At 70.3% G+C, this 20352-nt stretch carries 15 protein-coding genes and 1 pseudogene; 5 read left to right on the top strand and 11 right to left on the bottom strand.

Translation table 11 applies throughout. The features are described 5' to 3' along the window. Positions 1 to 45: 45 nt before the first annotated feature. From ACLBYG_RS23235 to ACLBYG_RS23215, 5 genes and pseudogenes are all read right to left on the bottom strand, one after another. Positions 46 to 1695, bottom strand: a complete 1650-nt coding sequence (locus ACLBYG_RS23235) for an ABC transporter ATP-binding protein (protein ID WP_447683046.1) — start codon at positions 1693 to 1695, stop codon at positions 46 to 48. A gap of 390 nt (positions 1696 to 2085) precedes the next feature. After that, complete coding sequence (locus tag ACLBYG_RS23230; RefSeq protein WP_020095892.1) at positions 2086 to 2400, bottom strand: hypothetical protein; 315 nt, start codon at positions 2398 to 2400, stop codon at positions 2086 to 2088. A gap of 301 nt (positions 2401 to 2701) precedes the next feature. Continuing rightward, complete coding sequence (locus ACLBYG_RS23225; RefSeq protein ID WP_447683045.1) at positions 2702 to 3523, bottom strand: hypothetical protein; 822 nt, start codon at positions 3521 to 3523, stop codon at positions 2702 to 2704. A 459-nt stretch (positions 3524 to 3982) separates the two neighbouring features. Further along, a pseudogene (locus ACLBYG_RS23220) lies at positions 3983 to 4133 on the bottom strand (IS3 family transposase); the annotation flags it as partial. A 48-nt stretch (positions 4134 to 4181) separates the two neighbouring features. Beyond that, positions 4182 to 4586, bottom strand: a complete 405-nt coding sequence (locus ACLBYG_RS23215; protein ID WP_244534999.1) for a hypothetical protein — start codon at positions 4584 to 4586, stop codon at positions 4182 to 4184. 191 nt (positions 4587 to 4777) lie between these two features. Between ACLBYG_RS23215 and ACLBYG_RS23210 the strand changes: the two genes are divergently transcribed. Together ACLBYG_RS23210 and ACLBYG_RS23205 are read left to right on the top strand one after the other, a co-directional pair. Further along, positions 4778 to 5002, top strand: a complete 225-nt coding sequence (locus ACLBYG_RS23210) for a hypothetical protein (protein ID WP_447683053.1) — start codon at positions 4778 to 4780, stop codon at positions 5000 to 5002. A 114-nt stretch (positions 5003 to 5116) separates the two neighbouring features. Further along, entirely contained in the window at positions 5117 to 6574 is a 1458-nt protein-coding gene (locus tag ACLBYG_RS23205) for an FAD-dependent monooxygenase (protein ID WP_447683052.1), read from the top strand. 185 nt (positions 6575 to 6759) lie between these two features. On the opposite strand, the gene ACLBYG_RS23200 is transcribed toward ACLBYG_RS23205, so the two are convergent. Further along, on the bottom strand, positions 6760 to 13110 hold the full coding sequence (locus tag ACLBYG_RS23200) for an autotransporter outer membrane beta-barrel domain-containing protein (protein WP_447683044.1): 6351 nt from the start codon (positions 13108 to 13110) through the stop codon (positions 6760 to 6762). Positions 13111 to 13709: 599 nt separating this feature from the next. On the opposite strand from ACLBYG_RS23200, the gene ACLBYG_RS23195 reads away from it, so the two are divergent. The 3 genes from ACLBYG_RS23195 to ACLBYG_RS23185 all read left to right on the top strand — a co-directional run bounded on the left by ACLBYG_RS23195 (position 13710) and on the right by ACLBYG_RS23185 (position 15226). Then, positions 13710 to 14033, top strand: coding sequence for an ArsR/SmtB family transcription factor (locus ACLBYG_RS23195; RefSeq protein ID WP_020095886.1), 324 nt, complete (start codon positions 13710 to 13712; stop codon positions 14031 to 14033). Positions 14034 to 14347: 314 nt separating this feature from the next. Then, entirely contained in the window at positions 14348 to 14773 is a 426-nt protein-coding gene (locus ACLBYG_RS23190; RefSeq protein WP_056524264.1) for a YeeE/YedE family protein, read from the top strand. A gap of 3 nt (positions 14774 to 14776) precedes the next feature. Further along, positions 14777 to 15226, top strand: coding sequence for a DUF6691 family protein (locus ACLBYG_RS23185; RefSeq protein WP_042673736.1), 450 nt, complete (start codon positions 14777 to 14779; stop codon positions 15224 to 15226). Between the two features lie 247 nt (positions 15227 to 15473). On the opposite strand, the gene ACLBYG_RS23180 is transcribed toward ACLBYG_RS23185, so the two are convergent. Genes ACLBYG_RS23180 through ACLBYG_RS23160 form a run of 5 tightly spaced genes read right to left on the bottom strand, consistent with a single transcriptional unit; the run spans position 15474 to position 20161 of the window. Next, a complete protein-coding gene (locus ACLBYG_RS23180; protein ID WP_447683043.1) occupies positions 15474 to 16361 on the bottom strand; it encodes a VOC family protein in 888 nt (295 codons plus the stop codon). Positions 16362 to 16413: 52 nt separating this feature from the next. Then, the gene (locus ACLBYG_RS23175; RefSeq protein WP_447683042.1) at positions 16414 to 17361 is read right to left on the bottom strand and encodes an efflux RND transporter periplasmic adaptor subunit; all 948 of its coding nucleotides are present in this window, start codon (positions 17359 to 17361) and stop codon (positions 16414 to 16416) included. A 57-nt stretch (positions 17362 to 17418) separates the two neighbouring features. Beyond that, complete coding sequence (locus tag ACLBYG_RS23170) at positions 17419 to 17628, bottom strand: DUF1656 domain-containing protein (RefSeq protein ID WP_056524255.1); 210 nt, start codon at positions 17626 to 17628, stop codon at positions 17419 to 17421. Next, positions 17625 to 19667, bottom strand: a complete 2043-nt coding sequence (locus tag ACLBYG_RS23165) for an FUSC family protein (protein ID WP_447683041.1) — start codon at positions 19665 to 19667, stop codon at positions 17625 to 17627. Before ACLBYG_RS23165 ends, ACLBYG_RS23170 begins: the two co-directional genes overlap by 4 nt. Further along, complete coding sequence (locus ACLBYG_RS23160) at positions 19664 to 20161, bottom strand: MarR family winged helix-turn-helix transcriptional regulator (RefSeq protein ID WP_447683040.1); 498 nt, start codon at positions 20159 to 20161, stop codon at positions 19664 to 19666. Before ACLBYG_RS23160 ends, ACLBYG_RS23165 begins: the two co-directional genes overlap by 4 nt. Positions 20162 to 20352 lie beyond the last annotated feature (191 nt).

Below are 20352 nucleotides of genomic sequence, written 5' to 3'. Positions count from 1 at the left end.
ATTCCATCCGGAGCCGCCCTTCGGCTGTCGACCCATCTCAGACGGTTACGCCTGTGGTGGGGACGCCGACAGGCGGACGTTCTGATCTCCTGGCCGTATCATGGAGGTGCGGTGCGTGACGGCGATGATGGTCAACCCGTCAACAAGGTCACGTAAGCCGTCCATGATGTGCCGCTCGGTCTCGTCGTCGAGGGCCGAACTGGCTTCGTCCAGAACGAGAATCGCCGGTTCGCCGTAGAGCGCCCGCGCGATGGCGATGCGTTGCCGTTCACCGCCCGACAGCTTGAGGCCCCGTTCGCCCACGACGGTCTCAAACCCTTCCGGCATGGCCTCGATGCGCGTGAGGATGGAGGCCTGCGCGGAGGCCCGGCGGAGGCGCTTCGCGTCGAACGGACGGCCCAGCACGATGTTGGCCGACAGCGTATCGTTGAGCAGTGTCACCTCTTGCGGCACGACGCCGACATGGTTGAACCAATCATCGCTCGCGATGCGAGTCAGGTCGGTTCCGTCGGCGAAGATGTGGCCGCCGTTCGGTTGCAACCCCTTCAACAGCAGGCGAACGACGGTTGATTTGCCTGCACCGGTCTCACCCGTAAGGAAGGTCGGCGTGCCGCGGCGAGCGACGAAGGAGAGGTCGGCAACGCCACGACCATTGGCGTAGCGAAAGCTGACGTTCTCGAAAGCGACGATGCCGAGGGACGGGCGGTAGGGCAGCGGATCGGCGGGCTCGAGCTCTTCCGGTGCTCTCCACATCATCGCTAAGGGCCGGAAGCGGGCCGCTGCTTCGACCGACTCCTTGATGGCCATGCCGACCATGTGGAACGGCTCATTCAACTGGATCAGCAACGTGTTGAAGAGCACGATGCCGCCAATCGAGATCAGGCCGCCCTCGAACCGGGGGACGAGGATCAGGAACGTGACCGTCAACTGCAAGGCTGCAGCGATGCCCAGAAGCCCACAGAAGGCGCTGCTCACCAGCGCGTAGCGCCGCAAATTCGCGAAGGCATCACCCGCGCTGGCAGTAAAACGCTCGGTGATCCATCGTTCGCCGCGTGTCTGGCGCAGGGTGTCGATGACGGCGATGGCGTTGCCGACCAGGCGCGCATTGGCCTGACTTTGATTCATCGCCTCATTGAGAGCGGGTTTGACTTTGCCGATACGCGTGTAGTCGAGCGCGATCACGACCACGCCGTAGATGAATATGATCAGGGCTATGTCCCAGCTGACGAGGTTGCCGAGGACTAGGACGCTGAAGGCGATCTGGACGCATCCAGGGAGCAAGCCTCCGAGCCCGAGCTGGGTGATGAGGTTCAGCGTCTGGGTTCCCTGCTGACGGGCAGTCCCGATCTCCGCGGCGTTGTGCTCCAGGAAGAAGGCTGGCGTCTTGTGTAGGAGGCGCGCAAAGAAGGCCGTATTTGCAATGAACGATAGACGCTCCGCGCATAGCACGATCAGGAACCGTGATCCAATGCCCAGAGCTTTCGCGCATCCGAACAGGAATGCGTAGGACATGAGGAGCGGGAGCGCGTCGGACCGCACTTGTCCGCGGGCCAGATCGTCGACGGCGCGTGAGAAAAGGTACGGAGCCGAGATCGAGGCCAATGCACCGAGCAAACTGGCCGAGATCACCGCGATGGTCGTCAGGCGGGCGTCACGCCAGTAGGCTCGCAGCAACGCGTTCAGAATCGATATCATTCGAAATTGCCAGGGAAAATCCTGAGGGCGATTTTCGAATCCCTCGCAAGCTTGAGGGATGCAAGATTTTTCGCGGCAACCCGCGACTGGATCTGTCCGCCGCGATGCATCCGCCGTCCGGGAGAGGACAGGCAAGAAGCCAACTATCCCGAATAGTTGCCCTGTTCTGATCTATGACCGAATGACGATCGAATACCCGATATCAACACGCGACATGTCCAGCGCGGGATACATCACACACTGCCATGCCAATCGATTATCCCTCACGCAATCCGGAAATTCGACCTGCTCCGACCCAAGCATCAATACAAGTTCTATTTTGCGGAGAACCAGAATGAACCAATAGTACCTGAGTACGAGAGCACCGCTTGACGCAGATCTGCACGCGATTCAATTGGGTTTCCCATCTTCCGCGATGTCCGCCGTGAGCGGGCCGGCGGCCATTTCCTCAATGTGTTCAATCGCGGCTTTCAGACTTATGAACGCGCCGAGCGGGCCGCGCAGGTGTACGACTATCTTTCGCCGACTGATCGGGGTGCCGTCCGCGCTGGGCTCGGAGAGCATCATCTCGAGAGCGAGGCGACCGACGCCTCCTCCGACGCCATGCGTCGATGTGGCTTCGAAGTAGATGACGGGAGCTTCGAGAGTACCTTCGACCTCACTGGGGACGATCGGAACGGAGCTGATCTTGGGACGGCTGGTCAACGGTGTGTCTCCGGTGTTGGCCGCGTCGAGGGTGCAACCGGCCACATTGAGCACGCCATGCGGGCGTGCGCCTTCGCCGAGGTCCTTCCATCGCTGCCTGTTCGACCTCCTCTGTCGCGTGCCAACGGTCGCCCGACAGAGCCACGGTGCGCCCCTATTCAAAAGTGTCGGGACGATCATCGTCTCCCTGAGAGAGCGAACAGAGGACGAGCGTCACCCGGATCGAGAGGCGGACCGTCGATCCTGAGCAGAAAATGCTCCGGCGACGGCACCGCCCCACCCTCGACTTCGAGAGTTCCGCTCACGGGATGACAAAGGGATCCTCGAAGTCGTCGGGATACGTCGAGCAGGCCGGGGCGTCATTGAGCTTCCGACACGGCCATTGCGATCGGGTAATTCGATCGACGAGCTCGAAACGAGAACCGGTCCAGTGGACGAAGCCGAAGTGGGCCCAAGGGCCCGCGGCCTTCGGATCGTCCTTCTCGAGTGGTGGCGAGTCAGGATCGAATTCCATGATCCAGCGCATGGTGGGCGCATAAGGCAGCTTGTCGTCGAGCAGAAACAGGACGCTGCCGCCGTACTTCGTCTGACGCACGCGGTCGTCGGAGCTCAGGACCGGATCCGTCGGCAGCACGTCCGCACTGACATCCCGCAAGGCGCCGTCGGCAGCGAACCGAAAAGCCTTCCGACCCATGCCGTTGTAGCAATTCAACCCCGCCTCACCCTCGTCGCATCGTACGGGCCAGATCAGGTACACGGTGTCTCGGGGGTCCGCTCCCTCGAAGCTGCGGACCATGAACGCGCCGGCCCCCAGCGTGAAGTCAGGACGGCGCCCGAAGCCGGGAGCCGCCAGGTAAAAAGCTTTGCGCAGATCCTCACGGCGCGTGTCACGTTCGAGGTCGAACGCTCGGACAGGGAGGGCCAAGACAGCGTGTGCCACATGCTCAGGAGCCGGGCCGAAGCAGTGATCGTCGAAATGAAGCCCGAGGAACGAGGTCCCTCCGCCCGCGTCGTGGGGCTTGCAGATCGCCCCCATGGTCCGCCCAACCTCGAGGGGCATCCACGGACTTGGCATGATCGCCGGGACCCGAGGAAAGACGGGCTCGGCGTCAAACAGCTTCATGGCCGCGGGACGCACGATGGCCCCACGTGCGTCACCCAGTCCCGGAGCATGCCCTCGCGCGCACCCAATGCTGTAAAATCCGACCAGTGATGCGGCCACAAAGAGACGGGATAAGGAATTCATCCGACGACCTTGTCGCACGTCCGCAAATAAGCGACGTCACCAGCTATGGTTCAGCAGGAACTCGGCCCTGTATGGTAGGCGAATGTTAGGCTTGCTCATTGCCGCGAGCCACCAACATTCCTGCTCTGACTTCGGCAACCGTCGCATACCCGTCGGACAAATCCGAGTCCGCGCGGCGCAAGCGCCTGTGTTTCTGTACGCCGCGTAACAGGCGTCGTCACGCCACGGCGATGAGCTAGTCCGCTGGACAAGCTCATCGAGGTCTATGGTTTTGCGGGCCTGCGCCGTCACCCGCAGTGAACCGCGGCGGCTTTCCCGGAGCCTGTCCGGTTCGGGTCAGGCGGCCAAGGCTCGGACCTCGGCTTCGGCAGAAGCGGCGGGTTTCCGTCTCGGCGGAAGGCAGCGTGCCGATCGGTTCGAGCGGCCGCCGGTGGTTGAACCAGTCGACCTATTCGAGGGTGGCGTACTCGACCGACTCGAACGAGCGCTCAAGATCTCACGCCGCAGCGTCCATCGCGCCCGACAGGACGCAGCATCACCGGAATCGCTCGGGCCGTCCCCGCCCCTCGAATGACTGGTCGGGCCGCTCGCGCCCCTCGTGTGACTGTACCATCGGGCTCCAGAAGCCATCCGGCGACCAACTGTGCGGCTGCACGGGAACATGCCCGCCGTCCCAGTTGCGAGGCCTCATGTCGGCGATCAGCCTCGACCCAGTGTCGTAGCGGTACATCTCACGGCGGTCGCCATCGGCGCGGCGTCGCACCGCGCTCAGGTCCGTGGTGATGTCGATGGGAGCCATCTTCCGGGAAGCGCTGCGCGGCGCGCGCTTCGCGGTCACGGGCTTCGCATCGAAATAGTCACGGTAATCCCCGTACGACTCGACCGCCATCGCGCCGACCGTCGATCCGAGAAGTATGGCGGCTGCGAGCAACGTCTTCACTATCCCACACCTTCTGCATGCATGGTGGCGTCTAGCAGATCCGCGTTTACGTCGGCCCGCCGAACTGTGTAGGATTGTAGGCGATCTTCCAGAGATTGCGGTGACGTGCAGCACAGGCCGGATGCCGCTCAGGCCGCACGAAGGCGCGGCTCTCCAGCTCTCACGCGGCTCCTGATTTTGCTCCGCCGCGCATCCCGATCTTCCTGGCGCAGGGCAGCACGGACAACCGCGTGCCGCCGCGGGTGACCGAGGACCATCGCGCGTGGCTGTGCCGAGCCGGCAGCCGGGTCGCGTTCGACCGCGTGCCTGGCGTGGGACATCTGTCGATGGCCGAGGACGCTGCGCCGGCGGCTCTCGACCGGATCGGTGACCGCTCCGCCGGCGTGCGGGCACCGAGCGAGTGCGGCGAGCCTTGACCGCCGGACGGCGCCCTTTAGGGTCGGGTCTCTCCGCTGGGCGAATTCGAGACTGAGGTGAGACCGCCTCAGGATATGCGACCGAGCGAGCCACGTGGCGCGGGAGGCGGGTCCATGACGGACATTCTCATCGTCGGCGCGGGGCCGGTCGGTCTGACCATGGCGGCGGAGCTGGCCCGCTACGGCGTCGGAGTGCGCCTGATCGACCGCGCCCCGCGCGCCACGGAGACCTCGAAGGCCCTCGTGGTCTGGTCGCGCACCCTCGAACTCATGGATCGCATGGGTTGCACGCGAGCCTTCCTGGATGCGGGACTGCGCGCTCCCGGTGCCTCGATCCGCAGCGGCGGCAAGGTGCTCGGCAGCCCGCGCCTGGAAGGCGTGGAGAGCGCCTACAACTTCGCCTTGATGATCCCACAATGCGAGACGGAGCGCCTTCTCACCGCGCAGCTGGGCGCCTTCGGCGTCGAGATCGAGCGTCAGGTCGAGCTGGTCGACTTCGCCGAGACGGCGGACGGCATCGACGCGCACGTGCGACACGCCGACGGACGCGAGGAGACGGTGAGGACGCCGTGGCTGATCGGCTGCGACGGTGCTCACAGCACGGTCCGGCACAAACTCGGCATCCCGTTCTCCGGCTCGGCGCAGGGGGACGACTGGCTGCTCGCCGACGTGCGCCTCGAGGGGCCCGCAGCACCGCCGGCGGACGAGATCGCGACCTACCTGCACCGTGACGGCCCCTTCGTCGTCTTTCCGATCCCGGGCGGTCGGGCGCGCGTCATCGCGACGGTGGGCAAGGCGGATGCGGCGCACCCGCGGCCGGAGCCCACCCTCGACGACGTGCAAGCCCTCGTCGATCAGCGCGCCGGCGGCGGCTTCCGCGTGTCTGACCCGGTCTGGTTGACGCACTTCCGCATCAACGAGCGCAAGGTCGCGGATTACCGGCGCGGGCGCGCCTTTCTCGCCGGCGATGCGGCGCACATCCACAGTCCCGCAGGCGGACAAGGGATGAACACCGGTATGCAGGACGCGGTGAACCTCGCCTGGAAGCTGGCGATGGTGGTGCGCGGTCAAGCGAGCGCGTCCCTTCTCGACAGCTACAGCCCAGAGCGCAGCGCGGTCGGGGAGCTGGTCCTGCGCAACGCGACCCGGCTGACCGACATGGCGACGCTGTCGAACCCGGCGGCGCAGACGGCGCGCAACCTCGCGCTGCGCTTCCTGCTCGGCCTCCATGTCGTCCGCGACCGGATGGCGACGCAGCTGAGCGAGATCGAGATCGCCTATGCCGACAGCCCGCTCTCCCTCGGACACGGCGCCGGGGCGCGTTGGGAGCCTGCTGCCTACGCGGGACCGCCCCCGGGCGCCGGCAGCGAGCCGCGCTTCGTCCTCTATGCGGCGGACGCGACGCGTGGGGCTGAACTGATCGAGCGCTTCCCCGGCCTGCTCGAACCGACCCGTCGGTCGCGGCCGAGCGGTTCCGACCTCATCGTTGTCCGACCCGACGGCTATATCGGTCTGGCTGCGAGGGACGGCGCGTGGGAGACCGCCGAGCAGTATCTGCGAGCCCTCGCGTAAGGTCCGAGCACCACCTGCTCCGCGCTCGTCTTCTGACCTCGCCGCATGCCCGACTTCTTCGGTCCTGGCCGATCCTCTCAATCAGCCCGGTCCAGAGCCAGTCGGTCAGGTCACACCGGCCTGTCCGTCACGCCCGCTTCGTCACCTCCGCCTACGCGACGGCCCGGAAATGGTCCACGTCGCGCTCAGAAGCGCAGCTGCATCCGAGCAGTCCCCGCATGCGAGAGGAAGTGATCGCCGACTTGACCCTGATACTCGCCGGTCACCTCGATGCCGCCACCGAGGCTGATCTGAAAGCCCAGCCCCATCTCGCCGAGGCGATCGGGGATCGACGATTCCGTAGCGAACAGGCCGAGGGCGCCGGTCCCCTGGAAGCTCGCCCGACCGGTGAAATGGTCGTCCGAGAGGAGCGTCACGCCGAGGATACCGTAAGGCCGGATCCAGCGCCCCGCATCGAGGTCGATCCGGCCGCCGATCTCCAGCATCGGGCTGAACGCCACCAGAGTCTTGGCGACCGGTCGCATGTCGAGGTTGAAGCCGGGGGCCCCGGTCTCTGAATAGGCGGGACTGTAGCTGTAGAGCAGATCCAGATCCGCGTAGGGCTTGAGATACCAATCACCGAACAGGACTTGGTAGCTTGCCCGCAGCCGCCCGCCCGCCGAGAGGATCCCGGACTTGCTGCGCGCCGTGGCCGTGGCGCCGCCGAAGTCGATCAGGCGCCTGTTCTCGGCCCAGGAATAGCCGAGATTGGCCGATGCCGCGAGCAGCCAAGGGCCGATCTGGTGCTTGAGCGCCGCCGAGACATCGCCGGCATCGCTGGTCGTCCCGGTGATCCGGTCGGGATCGCTCTGGATGGCGCGTGTGTAGGCGCCGGTCAGACCGAAGAACCAGTCAGGGGCGAACTCGGTCTGGAGGCCGGTCTGGTAGCTGAGGGCGGTCTGGCGATAGCCGCCGTCCTCCGCGGTCGCGGAAAGGGTCGTGTGGGCGCTCGTGATCCGCCCCCAGACACACTCGCCCTCACGCAGGAGCGTGCCGGTGCCGCTGAAGGCCGGACAGCTCATGGCCCGCTGAAGACCTTTGCGGGTGTCGAGCGTCCGGTCGGTCAGGCTGTCCTGGTTGGACTCGGGCTTCAACTCGTCGAGGGCGGCGGCGTAGGCCTTCTGGCTGTCGACCGAGAGGAAGCGCCCGTAGAGCGTTCCGAGCTGCCTGGTATTGCCGTCCCAGGCATCCTGCAGGCCCTGCGCGACGCTGCGCTGGTCCGGCGTGAGCGTGACGCCCGTCGGCTCCGTGAACCGGGCTCTCGGGACCAGGGAGAGGGTGTCGCCCGACGCGACGATCGACCAGGAGATCGGAACCGCGCCGGAATGGAGGCTGCCGCCGACAGCCATGGCGCCGCTCTCCACGACCTGACCGGCCCGGAGGAAGGCGTACCGGCCGGGCAGCAGCCCGTCGATCAGATGCGGCTCGACGAGGCCCTTCAGCGATGCGGTGCCGGTGACGGTGAGGAGATCGGCGCGCAGGGCCCCCTCCGGGGCCAGGGGCGCCACGTCGACGAGCATCCGCCCGTACGCGCTCTGCTCGAAATTGCCGGTCACCGTCGCTCGGGCGACCTTGCCGACGCCGCCGATGTCGAGGGTGGCGCTGTTGTGCAGGCGGCCGTTCGGCCCCAGGGCGATGACGCCTTCGGGTCCGGTGCGCAGGATCGCCGAGGTCCCACCCGTGTTCTGGAAACCGCCGTTGACGAAGGTGACGCCCCCCGCCTGGCCGGCGGCCAGGTCCACGTCGCCGATCACGGTGCCGTAATTGTTGATCTCGCCGGCGGAGAACACGCCGACGATGGCCCGGCCCGAAGCCGCGCTGACCACGGCGCGCCCGCCGATCACGATCGTAGTGGAGCGCCCGCCGTCGATGCGGATCGCCGCCCCGGTGCCGCTGCCGCCCGTGACGAGGCCGTTCACCTGGAGGTTGATCGTGCCGCCCCGCTCCGGGTCGGGTTCGAGGCTCCCGTCGGTGCGTTGGACGCCGGACTGGACGAAGATCGCGTTCGCGTCGCGGCCCGACGCGATGATCGATCCGGACGACGCGACGGAGATGTCGCCGCCCTTGCCGGTCGCGTTCAGACGGCTCTGACCCGACGCCCCGGCGGCCGGGCCGGTGAGGTCCAGGAGCAGGCCGCCGCCGCCCCCGAGGCTCTGGGCGAGGAGGCCGTGGGACTGGGCGCCCGACGTGCGGATCGCGCTGCCCTCCTCCAGCGTCACCCGGATCGTCCCACCGTTGCCGTCGGACCCGTCGCGCAGTGCGTAGGGCACCGCGTATCCCATCGCCTGGTGCGCGCCGCCGTAGCCACCGCCGCCGCCGATCGACTGCAGCAGCAGCGCCGGCGCCGCGTCGCCGACGGTGGAGACCTGCGCGCCCGCGGTCAGGCTCACCCCGACCGGGCCGCCGCTCCCCGAGGCGCCGCCCGCGCCGCCGATCCCGAACGTGTAGCGGTGGCCGCCCGGGCCGGCCGCCACCGAGGCGAGGCCGCCGCCGCCGCCGATGCTCTGCGCCAGGATGCCCACCGCCCCGAAGCCCGTCGTGGCGACCGTGCCGGATTGCACGATCGTCACGCCGCCACCATCGCCCGCCACGCGCCCGGAGCCGCCGAGCGTCAGGCTGCCGGATCTCTCGGAGACGCCGGCCGGATCCTCCGGTGGGGCGATCCGCTCGATGTCGAGCGCGGCGAGCAGGGCGTCCGCCAGCGCCTGGGCGTCGCTCTTCGTCCCGCTCTTCGCCTCGCTCTTGGTCTCGCTCTGAACCTGGCTCGCGGCCGGCTCCTTGGATGATTCCGTCCCCTCCGCCGCGGCGGGGGTGGCAGCGGCGGGGGTGTCGGCCTCGGCGGAGGGCGCCGAGAAGCTTCCGCCACCGCCGCCGATGCTCTGGGCGACGACGGCATGCGCCTCGGCCCCGGCGGTGGTCACCGAGCCGCGGTTATCGACCCGGACAGATCCGCCCCGGGCGCCGGTCCCTCCCGATCCGCCGACGGTCAGGTTGAGCGTCAGGCCCTTGTTCGCTTGGCTGCCGGCGACCGTGGCGCCGACGCCGTTGCCGCCGCCGCCGCCGATGCTCTGCGCGTAGAGGCCGTAGGCGGCATCGTCCGCCGTGGCGACGGAACCGGAGTTCACGATCTTGGCCGTGCCGCCGATGTTGCCGCTGCCGCCCGTGCCGCCGAGCGTCGCCGTCACGGTCGTCCTGTTGGTCGCCTCCGCGTAGGCGAGGCCGCCCTGGCCGCCGCCGCCGCCGATGCTCTGCGCCAGGATGCCGTGCGCGCCGATCCCCATCGTCCGGACGGTGCCGCCGTTCTCGACCGAGACGCGTCCGCCGTTCCCGCCCTGCGCGCCGCTCCCGCCGAGCGACAGGGTGAACGCCACGTCGGGCAGCTTGGTGGCGCCCTTCTTCTGCGCGTCCAGATAGCTCGAGACGCTGCCGCTGTAGGACTTGAGCGCCTTGCCAAAATCCGAGTTCTTGAGCTGATCCGCCAGGCCCTTGTACGTGTCGCTGGACTTGATGTCCTTCAGGAATCGATCGAGATCGTCCTTGTTCTCCTTGTCCTTCGCCCACTCCTGGTAGGCGGCGACACCGATCGTCTTCTTGATCTGCGTCCAGATCGTTCCGACGGTGTCGGGGTCGGAAACGTCACGCGCCGCGACGCTGCCGCCCATGCCGCCGCCGCCGCCGACGCTCTGCGCCACGATCCCGTGCGAGCCGTCGCCGCTGGTCGCGATCACGCCGGCGGCGGCATTGGTGACGGTCACGTCCCCGCCGCTGCCGCCGCTGCCGCCCTGGCCGCCGAGCGTCAGGCCGACGGTGAGCTTGCCGACGGCCGATCCGGACACGGTGCCGCCGTTGCCGCCGCCCCCGCCGATGCTCTGCGCCTCGATGCCGTGGGCGTTCGACCCCTCGGTCGTGATCGCGCCCCGGTTCGTCACCGTGACCGCGCCGCCGACATTGCCCTTGCCCTTCCCGCCGCCGATCGTCTCCGTCACCGAGAGGGTATCGGCGATCGGAAGCTTTCCGACGAGGCCGTTCAGGGTCTTGTCGAAGGAGAAGCCGGGGGCCGCGAGGCTCGCGGCGTTGCCGCCGTTGCCGCCGCCCCCACCGATGCTCTGCGCGAGGATGCCGACCGCGCCGGCTCCCCCGGTGGTGACGCTGCCGGACTGCGTGACCGTGACCGCGCCGCCGACCCCGGCGACGCCCGCGGTGCCGCCGATGCTCCGCGCCACCGTGACGTTCTGCTTGAGGCTCAGGCTGTTGCTCGTCGCGGTCGCGCCCCCGCCATTGCCGCCGCCCCCGCCGATGCTCTGGGCCTGGATGCCGATCGCGCCGTCCCCGGACGTGCGCACCGCGCCGCTATTCGCGGCGGTGACGGTGCCGCCATTGCCGCCGCCGCCGCCCGTCCCGCCCAGCGTGGAGGTGGCGGACACGGCCATCTGGCCCGGCGGAGCGACCGCCAGCGCGTAGGCGGCGGCATCGCCGCCGATCCCGCCGCCGCCGCCGACGCTGAGGACCAGCAGCCCCGCGGCCGCGTCGCCGTAGGTGGTGACCCGGCCGGCATTGATCACGCCCGCCGGGCCGCCATTGCCGCCGTCGCCCCCCGAGCCGCCGATCGCGGTGGAGAAGGCGAAGCTCGGCAGCGACTGCCCGCTCGGCGTGGCCAGGGGCGTCGTGATCGCCGTCGCGCTGGCCAGGCCGCCGACGCCGCCGCCGCCGCCGATGCTGAGGACGGCCAGGCCGTCCGCCCCGAGACCGGCGGTGGTCACGGTGCTGCTGCTCTCGATGCGGGCCTCGCCGCCGTTGCCCCCCTTGCCGCCGGATCCGCCGATCGCCCACGAGGCGGAGAGGGCCGCGCCCACCGCGATGCTCCTGACGTCGCCGCCGGCGCCGCCGCCGCCGCCGATGCTCTGCACCAGCACGGCCGTCGATCCCGCCCCGCCGGTCTCGATCGCGCCGGCCCGGCCGGTGAAGCGCGCGAGACCGCCATCACCGCCGCCGCCGCCGCTGCCGCCCAGGCCGACCGCGAAGAAGGCCCCGGCCGGGAAGGCGCCACCACCGCTGCCGCCGCTGCCACCGATGCTCTGCACCAACGCCCCGAAGGCCGAGTCGCCCTCGGTCGTGATCCGGCCACCCGCGTTGACGATCTCCGCGGTCCCGCCCGCGCCCCCGGTCCCGCCGGCCCCGCCGCGGCCGAACCAGAGCGAGATGCCTCCGGCCCCGCCGCCGCTCCCGGGCGCCACGTCGAGGGCCGCGAGCGGCAGGGCCGAGAGGGCGCTGCCGCCGCCGATGCTCTGCGCCACGAGGCCGGTCGCCCCGGCGCCGGACGTCGTCACCGTCCCGCTGTTGGTCAGGGTCACCGATCCGCCCGGGGCGGCATCGCCCCCGCCGCCGCCACCGAACACGCCGCCGCCGCCCTTGCCGCCCGGCCCGCCGACCGATTGCGCGACGAGGCCGAGGGCGTAGTCGCCCGCCGTGACGATCGTGCCGCTCTGGGTCACCGTGACGGTCCCGCCGTCACCGCCCCGGCCACCGGGCCGGCCGCCGGCATCGGGCTGTATCCCGCCGTCGCCGCCGATGCTCTGGACGAGGCCGCCGAGGGCAGAGTCGCCGGAGGTCCGGATGGTCCCGGCCATGTCGAGGCGCGCGGTGCCGCCCGCGCCGCCCGGCGTCACGAAGGGGTTGCTGTAGAAGGTCCCGGACCCGCGGATCGAGCCCGCGCCGCCGATGGACTCGACAATCACCGCGGTCGCCCCGACACCGTCGGTCGTCACCTGCCCGGAGCGTGTCACCGTGAGCGCGGCCGCGCCGCCGGCGCCGCCCCGTCTGGAGGCGGTCTGGTCGGCGTCGGTGCCCCCGCGGCCGGCATCGCCGCCGACCGCACTGACCCGGACCCCCAGGAAGGCCTGCCCCTCGGTCGCGACGCGGGACGACAGGGTCAGGGTCGCCGGCCCGGCATCGCCGCCGGCGCCGACATCCTTCTGGGCGTCGCCGCCGTTCCCACCCCGGGAGAAGACCCAGAACCGCGGGATCGGCCGGAACTGGAGCTGGGAGACGCGGGCGCGCGTCGTGTAGCCGACCTGATCCCCCTCTCCGCTCACATCCTCTCCGAGCGTCACCGCGACGGCACCGCCGCGCCCACCGCTCGCGCCCGGGACGGATGCCAGCCCCGGGATCGCGTCGCCGCGCCCGCCCGCTCCGCCCACCGAACCGGTCCGGATCGTCGCGGCGAGGTCGTTGCCGGCGGCCGCGGCATCGACATTGATCAAGGACAGGTCAGGGCCGTCAGCACCGGCCGTCGCGACGACATTCGACGCGATGACGTTGGCTCTACCATCGCGGCCGCTGGTGGCGGTCACCACCTCGGGCCGAGGTCGCTCCGCGGCGCGCGCCGGCAGGTCGAGGACCAGGACCAGGCCGGTGCTGGCCGCGACGACGAGCCGTCCGCCATCGCGGATCTTCCGGTCGCGGCGTGGGACACAGAGCTGACCTGGCCGGTGACCCATCAGGAACGCGTCTCTCTGCGCCGCTGTCTCAAGAAAAAAATCCGGGCCCTCGCGGCTCAGGGCACCCAGCGATCGTCCACACGAAGTTTTGAATGCATTCCTCTCACATGGTTAACAAAACGTTTAGAACGATCTTTCGGGCCGATGATGGTCCTATTTTTCCCAATTCTGGAGCAAATGTGCGGACTGAGATCGATATTTCTGACAGCGGCCGAACCCATATTTCTTGGTGAATTCACGATTTTTAGTATCCGACTCCATGTTTCAATGTCCTCAGATATTCGAGGCCGCGCCTGGAGCGAATTGCATGCGCTGCTGGTGCAGCAATGTAGGTGCGGTGGATTTCAGACGGTCGGCGTTGCCCACCCCGTCGGGGGACGCGTTTCACACCGCCACAGGCCGGAGACGGGACAGGAATGACGGCTGTCCCTCGGCGACCGTCCTCTCGGGTCTCGTCGCCGTAGCCGGCCGTCGGAACCGGACACGCTCGCCGAGCTGCTCGGTGAGGCGAGGCGCGCGCCGGCGTGGCAAACGGCGACGCCCGCGGTATATTAGGATCCGCTAAATAAGAGATCCTGAGAACGCCCGGATCCGGACCGATGGACGTCGTCACGCCGAACGAACTGCTGCGCCTTCAGGACAGGGCCGGCGACGCGGCCCGTCTGCTCCGTCTCCTCGCCAACGAGAAGCGCCTGCTCATTCTGTGCCTGCTGGTCGCCCGCGGCGAGATGGACGTGACGAGCCTCGCCGAGGCGGTCGGACTCAGCCAGTCGGCCCTGTCGCAGCACCTCGCCAAGCTGCGGGAGGACGGGCTGGTCGCGTACCGGCGCGAGAGCCAGACGCTTCACTACCGCCTGGAGGATCCCCGGGTCGCCCGCGTGCTGGCGACACTCAAGGACATCTTCTGCCCGGAACTCGCCTGACCGCGTCAGCCACGCAGGATCTCCACCGCGAGTCCCGAACGGTCCGGCCGGTTGCGCAGCCGCAGGCTCGGCCCGCTGCGGCGTGACGCCATCGCGGCGATGGCGAGAGCGAGCCCGCGGCCCGTCGCGCGCGGCGACCGCGGAGGAAGCCCGCGCGCTCCGGGAAGCCGGCCGGCGCGTCGCTCCGGCGCTCGCAGGCTTGCCGCAGAACATTAGGGTGCGCTAAATAAGAACCGTCTAATGTTCTCGCGTGGGACAGCGTTCTCCGCCGCCGAGCCGGGCCTCGCCTGGACCGGAGCTGTAGGCAGATCGAGATGGATCACTTCACCCCGGTGGGCGCCCTTCTCGGCGGAGCGATGATCGGCGCATCCGCGTCGCTCCTCCTCCTCCTCACCGGGCGCGTCGCCGGCATCAGCGGCATCCTCGGCAGCCTCCTGGTCCCGCCCGCGCGCGGGACCGCTTGGCGGGCCGCCTTCGTGGCGGGCCTCGTCCTGGCGCCGGTCGCTTACAGCGGTCTCGGGGGCGACCTGCCGCCGGTGACGATCGGGGCGTCGTTCCCGCTCCTCGTCGTCGCGGGTCTGCTGGTCGGCTTCGGCGCGCGCCTCGGATCCGGCTGCACCAGCGGCCACGGCGTCTGCGGCATCGGCCGCGGCTCGCCCCGCTCGCTGGCCGCGACCGGCACGTTCATGACCGTCGCGATCCTCACCGTCCTCGTCGCGCGGCGTCTCGTCGGAGCCTGAGCCATGGCCAAGACCGTCTCCGCCCTCGCCGTCGGCCTCCTGTTCGGCCTCGGCCTCCTCGTCTCGGGCATGGCCGACCCGGCCAAGGTGCGCGCCTTCCTCGACGTGACGGGCCGCTGGGACCCGAGCCTCGCCCTCGTCATGGCGGGTGCCGTCGCGGTCTCGGCCGCCGGTTACCGCCTGGCGCTGCGGCGCGGCCGGCCGGTGCTCGCGCCCAGGTTCGATGTCCCGACCCGGCGCGACCTCGACCTGCGTCTCATCGCCGGGGCCGCGATCTTCGGCCTCGGCTGGGGCCTGGTCGGCCTCTGCCCCGGCCCCGCCCTCACCATCCTGACGGTGGCCCCGGCCGAGGCCCTGACCTTCGTGGCGGCGATGGTCGCCGGCATGCTGCTGTTCCGCCTCGTGCCGCCGGTGCGTCCGAAGCCGAAGGCCGTGCCGGGAGCCGGCGCCTGAAGCGCACCACTCGGGCGAGCGGGTTCGCTGCGTCGGGATCGGACGCTCCCGCCATGTCGTCCGCGTGCCGGCGTCGCCGTGCGCTCGCGGTCGACAGCCTCAAGGCGACGCTCTGCGGGCGCGGCGGGCACGGCTCGGGTCCGGAGGCCGGCATCGCTCCGGTGGTGGCGGCCGCGACGGTGATGCGGCTCCAGCCTTCGGGTCTCGCGCTCCGCGCATCGCGCCCGACGGAGCGTCGGCGGCGCTGTCAGTCGGTGGGCTGGAGCCGCAGAGTTATGCCCCAGGGATCGCGGACGACGAGCGCGCCGTCGTCCGCGCCGAGGGGCGCGTCGGCCTCGCGCAGACGGGCTCCCGTCGATGCCAGGGTCGGTCGATCGACCAGCAGCAGCACCTCGGCGAGGCCCGTCCGCCCCTCGGATCTGACGGCCGCACCGCGGCTGTTCCAGACGTTGCCGGCCAGCTGATGGTGGTAGCCGCCGGAGCCGAGGAACAGGGCTCCCGGATAGCGGCACATCACGTCGAAGCCGAGCAGGTTCGCGTAGAAGCGCTCTGCCGCTCCGAGGTCGCCCACTTGGAGATGGACGTGCCCGACGCAGGCGGCGGCCGGCATCGCCGACCAGGGACGTGTCGCGGCACCGACGATCCCCGCCTGATCGAGCCGTTCGTTGCGCATCACGACCGAACCGTCCGACGCACGCGGCCACGCCGATGCCGGGCGATCGACGTAGATCTCGATGCCGTTGCCTTCCGGATCGTCGAGGTAGACGGCCTCGCTCACGAGGTGGTCGGCGGCGCCCATGAGCGCGATGCCGTGCCTCTCCGCGTGCAGGAGCCAGGCACCGAGGTCACTCCGGTCGGGCAGCAGGAACGCCGTGTGGAACAGGCCGGCCTCGCGCGGGTCCCGTGACCGCGCGTTCGGGTCACGGCGCAGGACGAGGCGCGTCGCGTCGCCTGTCCCGAGCTGCACGGCACTCTCGGTCTCCGAGAGGAGGCCGAGCCCGATGATGTCCCGGTAGAACCGCGTGAGCGCGTCGAGGTCGTGCACGGCCAGGGTCACCGCACCGATCCGGTACGGCGCCTCGGCCAGGACGCGGTCCGGCCCGGCCTGGGGCCGGCTCGAAGCGGGTGTCGCCATGGTTCGTCTCCCGATCTCTGTCCGTCCGGCAGGTGGGATCGCCGGCCGGTCCTCAGCGGCTTCTCGTCTCCCGGGCGGCGGGTTCCGGCGCCCCGCGCCAGGATCCGAACAGGCTGAAATGCGGGGTCCCGCCCTCGGACGCGACCGCGACCGTCGCCGTGCGGCCCGCGACCAGGCGGGTCTCGTCGGGAACGTCGTCCAGCTTGATCCGCACCGGGATGCGCTGGGCCAGCCGGACCCAGGCGAAGGTCGGGTTGACGCTGGCCAGCAGGTTCGAGCCCGCCGTGCGCTCGCGGTCCTCGATGCCGCCCGCGAAGCTCTCAACGCGGCCGTTCAGCGTCGACGTCTCGCCCATCAGGCGGACGCTGGCCTTGTCGCCGACATGGATGCGCGGGAGCTTCGTCTCCTCGAAATAGCCCTCGACGCGCAGCGTGTCGCTGTCGATGAGCGCCATCACGCCCCGCCCGGTGGACACGTAGGTGCCGGGACGCAGCTCCATGTTGGTGATGCGCCCGTTGACCGCGGCCTTCACCGCGGAGCGTTGGAGGTTGAGCTTGGCGAGGTCACGGTCGGCCACCGCCTGCCCGTACGCCGCCCTGGCCTCCAGGTCGGTCGCCCGGGCGGCCTCGACCCTCTGCTGGGACGCGGCGGCGTCGCTGAGCTTCTGATAGCGGACGTAGTCGGCCGCGGCCCGCTCGGCGGTCGCCTGCTTGCCCTCGACCACCGCCTCCGCCTGGCGCAGGGCGAGATCGAAGCGCTCGGGATCGATGCGGAACAGCACGTCGCCCCGCTTCACCACCTGGTTGTCCGCCACCAGCACCTCGGTGACGAGGCCGGAGACGTCGGGGGCCACCTGCACCACGTCGGCGCGCACGCGCCCGTCGCGGGTCCACGGCGCCTCCATGTAGTAGTCCCACAGCGCCAGCCCGACGACGATCGCGGCGGCGACCGTCCCGAGGGTGACGAGGAGGCGGAACGAGAGGGCGAGAAGCCGGGGCATGGAGGGATCCGGAAGGTGTGGGCAGGGCGAGACCGGGCGGCCGGACGAGCCCGCCGGTCAGGAGGTGAGAGGGACCGCGACCGAGACGACGAGGCCGAGGAGCACGACGTAGAGGGCGAGGTCGAACAGGGGCCGGTGCCAGACCATGCGGTAGAACCCGGTTCGGGCCAGCACCCGCCGCAGGAGCAGGCTCAGGGCGAAGGCGATCAGCATCCAGGCCGCGAGGCTCGGCACGAACACACCGTACAGGTCGAGTTCACCCGTCATGCCGCGAGCTCCGGATGCGTGGTGGTGGGCAGCGTCGACCGGTAGGGCGGCGCGTCCGGGAACAGGCCGCGCCGGACGCCGACGAGACCCATCAGCGCGGCCCGGCCGGCCGCCTGCCGCGCGTCGCGGGAGACGGCGTCGAGGGCCCCGTCGACGGCCTCGAGCAGGCCGGGGGCGGGCTTTCCCGGCTCGGCCGCGAAGTGCCGCGACAGCGCGACGAGGAGTGCTTCGACCGCCGCCCGGGCCGGCTCCGAGAGCTGCCGCCGGTCGCGCCGCAGTTCCACGACGTTGATGCCGACCCGGACCTCGGCGAGGAGGTCGGCGGTCCATTCCGCGTCGTCGGACGGCAGGGCGGCCAGCCGCGGCGCGATCAGGCCGACCCGATCGAGCATCAGCGCGGCGAGTTCGAGACCGTTCTGCGCGCCCTGGCGCCCGGCGGCGCGGGCGAGGCTGCGGCGGTTGACGGCCCGCAGGCGCCGCGCCGACCAGCCGGCGCCGACCGAGCGGACGAGGCGCGTGACGATGGCCGCGACCCACATGCCGACGATGACCGCGACGGAGGCGTTGGTAGAGGCCGCGAAGTCCCCCGTGTAGCTGCCCTGGAGGGCGATCATGGCCGAGCCGTTGACCGCCGCGCCCATCGCCAGGGGCGCGGTCCTCGGCTGGGCCATGAACACCCCGCAGGCCAGGAGGGCCGGGGACAGCGCCAGGGCCAGCATCTCGAAGGTGGTGGCCAGCGGCAGGACCGCGAACAGGTAGGCGCCCGCCCCCAGGGCGCCGACGATGGCCGAGTTGGCGAAGCTGACGATGAACGGGGCGGGATCGTCCTGGGCGGCGAAGAAGCAGCAGCCGACCGCGGCCATCATCGGGGCCGCCGAGCCGTGCGGCCATCCGGTCGCGATCCAGATCGCGCAGGTGACCAGGATGGTCAGGAACACGCCCAGGGCCGACAGCAGCGCCATGCCGTGGTCGCGGTGGCGGATCGTGCGCGCCGCCGCGGTGTACCGGAAGGTCAGGTCCTCGGTGACCGGCGTCCCGTCCGCGATGTGCCGCTGCAGGATCCGGGCGTCCTGGCGCAGGTCGATGAAGTCGCGCAGCCGCGCCAGGAGGCTCGCCAGCACGAGGGCGTCCCAGGACGGCCGCTCCCCGAGCCCGGGTTCGAGGGCGTCCGCCTCGGCCTTCAGGCGGTCGGCCTCGGCCTGTTCGGTGGTTCCGGAGGCGAGCCAGCCGGCCATGGCGTCGAGGAGGGCGCGCAGGCGCTGCGGCAGCGCGCTCGCCCGCTCCAGCGTCTCGATGCGGTCCGAGACCGCCGAGGCGATGGGCAGGAACATCAGCATGTGCTGGCGCAGGGTCGCCATGGCATCCGCCGAGCGTTCCGCGCCGGTCATGTCGTAGCGCAGCGGCGTCGCCAGGGCATCGAACGCGACCGCGTCCGAGGCCAGCTTCAGCCGGGTGGCCTGCGTGTCCGTCGTCGCGCGGGTGCGGCCGAGGACGTCGATGACCCAGCCCCGCGCGTCGCGCAGCCAGAGGTCGAGCCGGCCGGAGATCACCGGCGCCACCGACTGCGGCAGCACGATCGTGTTCACGAGGCTGGCGCAGAGGATGCCGAGGGTGATCTCCTCGGCCCGGGCCACCGCGACATCGAACATCGTCCCGGGATCGCCCACGGCCGGGAAGCCGATCAGCGCCGCCGTGTAGCCGCCGAGCATCATCAGGTAGCTGCGCGGGGTCCGGTCGAGGAGGGAGAAGTACAGGCACGTCGCGACCCAGGTCGCGATGGCGAGCGTCAGGAGCTCCGGCGCGTTCACGAGGTTCGGCACGAGGGCGACCGTGACCACGGCCCCGAGCAGGGTGCCGAGCACCCGGTAGAGCGCCTTGGAGCGGGTGGCGCCGGCCAGCACCTGGCTGGTGATGTAGACGGTGCCGAGCGCCCAGTAGGGGTTCGGCAGATCGATCCAGAACGCCAGGAACAGGGCCAGCATGCCGGCACCGAAGGTCTTGAGCGCGAAGGCCCAGTCGCGCCAGCCGGGGAGCGTCATTCCGCGGCCTCGCCGCGACGCGCCCCGGCCTCCGCCCCGTCGAGCCAGGCCTCGCCGCGGAGATGATCCTGCAGGGCCTGGAACACCCGCAGGCCGGCCTCCAGGTCCGCGGCGCTCACGGTCGCGAACACCGTCTCCCTGAGGCGCTCGAGATCCGCCTCGATCCGCGCGACGACCGCCTGTCCCGCGGGCGTCAGGGTCAGAACCTTCGCGCGGCGGTCGGTGGGGTCCTCCCGGCGCGCGACGAGGTCCGCCTTCTCCAGTTGATCCAGGAGCCGCACCAGCGACGGCCCCTCGATGCCGATCGCGTCCGCCAGGGTGGTCTGGCGCGGCTCGCCGCCCATGCGGGCGATCAGCACCAGCGGCAGGGCCTTGGCCTCCGAGATGCCGTGGGCCTCGGTCGCCGCGTTGGCCAGGCGCCGCCACTGCCGTCCGGAGAGCAGCAGCGTGTGGGTGTAGGCCAGACGGAGCTGCCGCAGGGTCTTGGCTGCCATCTCAAGCCTCCCGGCGGATCGTGGTGACGCGCATCGGGCGGCCCCGCACCGATATTGATAGTAACCTATCGATTGGCGCGGCGCTGTTCAAGGGCGCGCGCCGGCGGGCCACAACGCGCGGTGGTCCATCCCGCGGATCTTCGAGGCCGGAAGCCCGGTCCGCGAGGAACGCGACGCCGGCCTCGGCGATG

This window comes from Methylobacterium sp. D53M, from assembly GCF_053345625.1.
The sequence above is the reverse complement of the archived record's forward strand: the minus strand, read 5'-3'. Positions and strand labels throughout refer to the sequence as shown.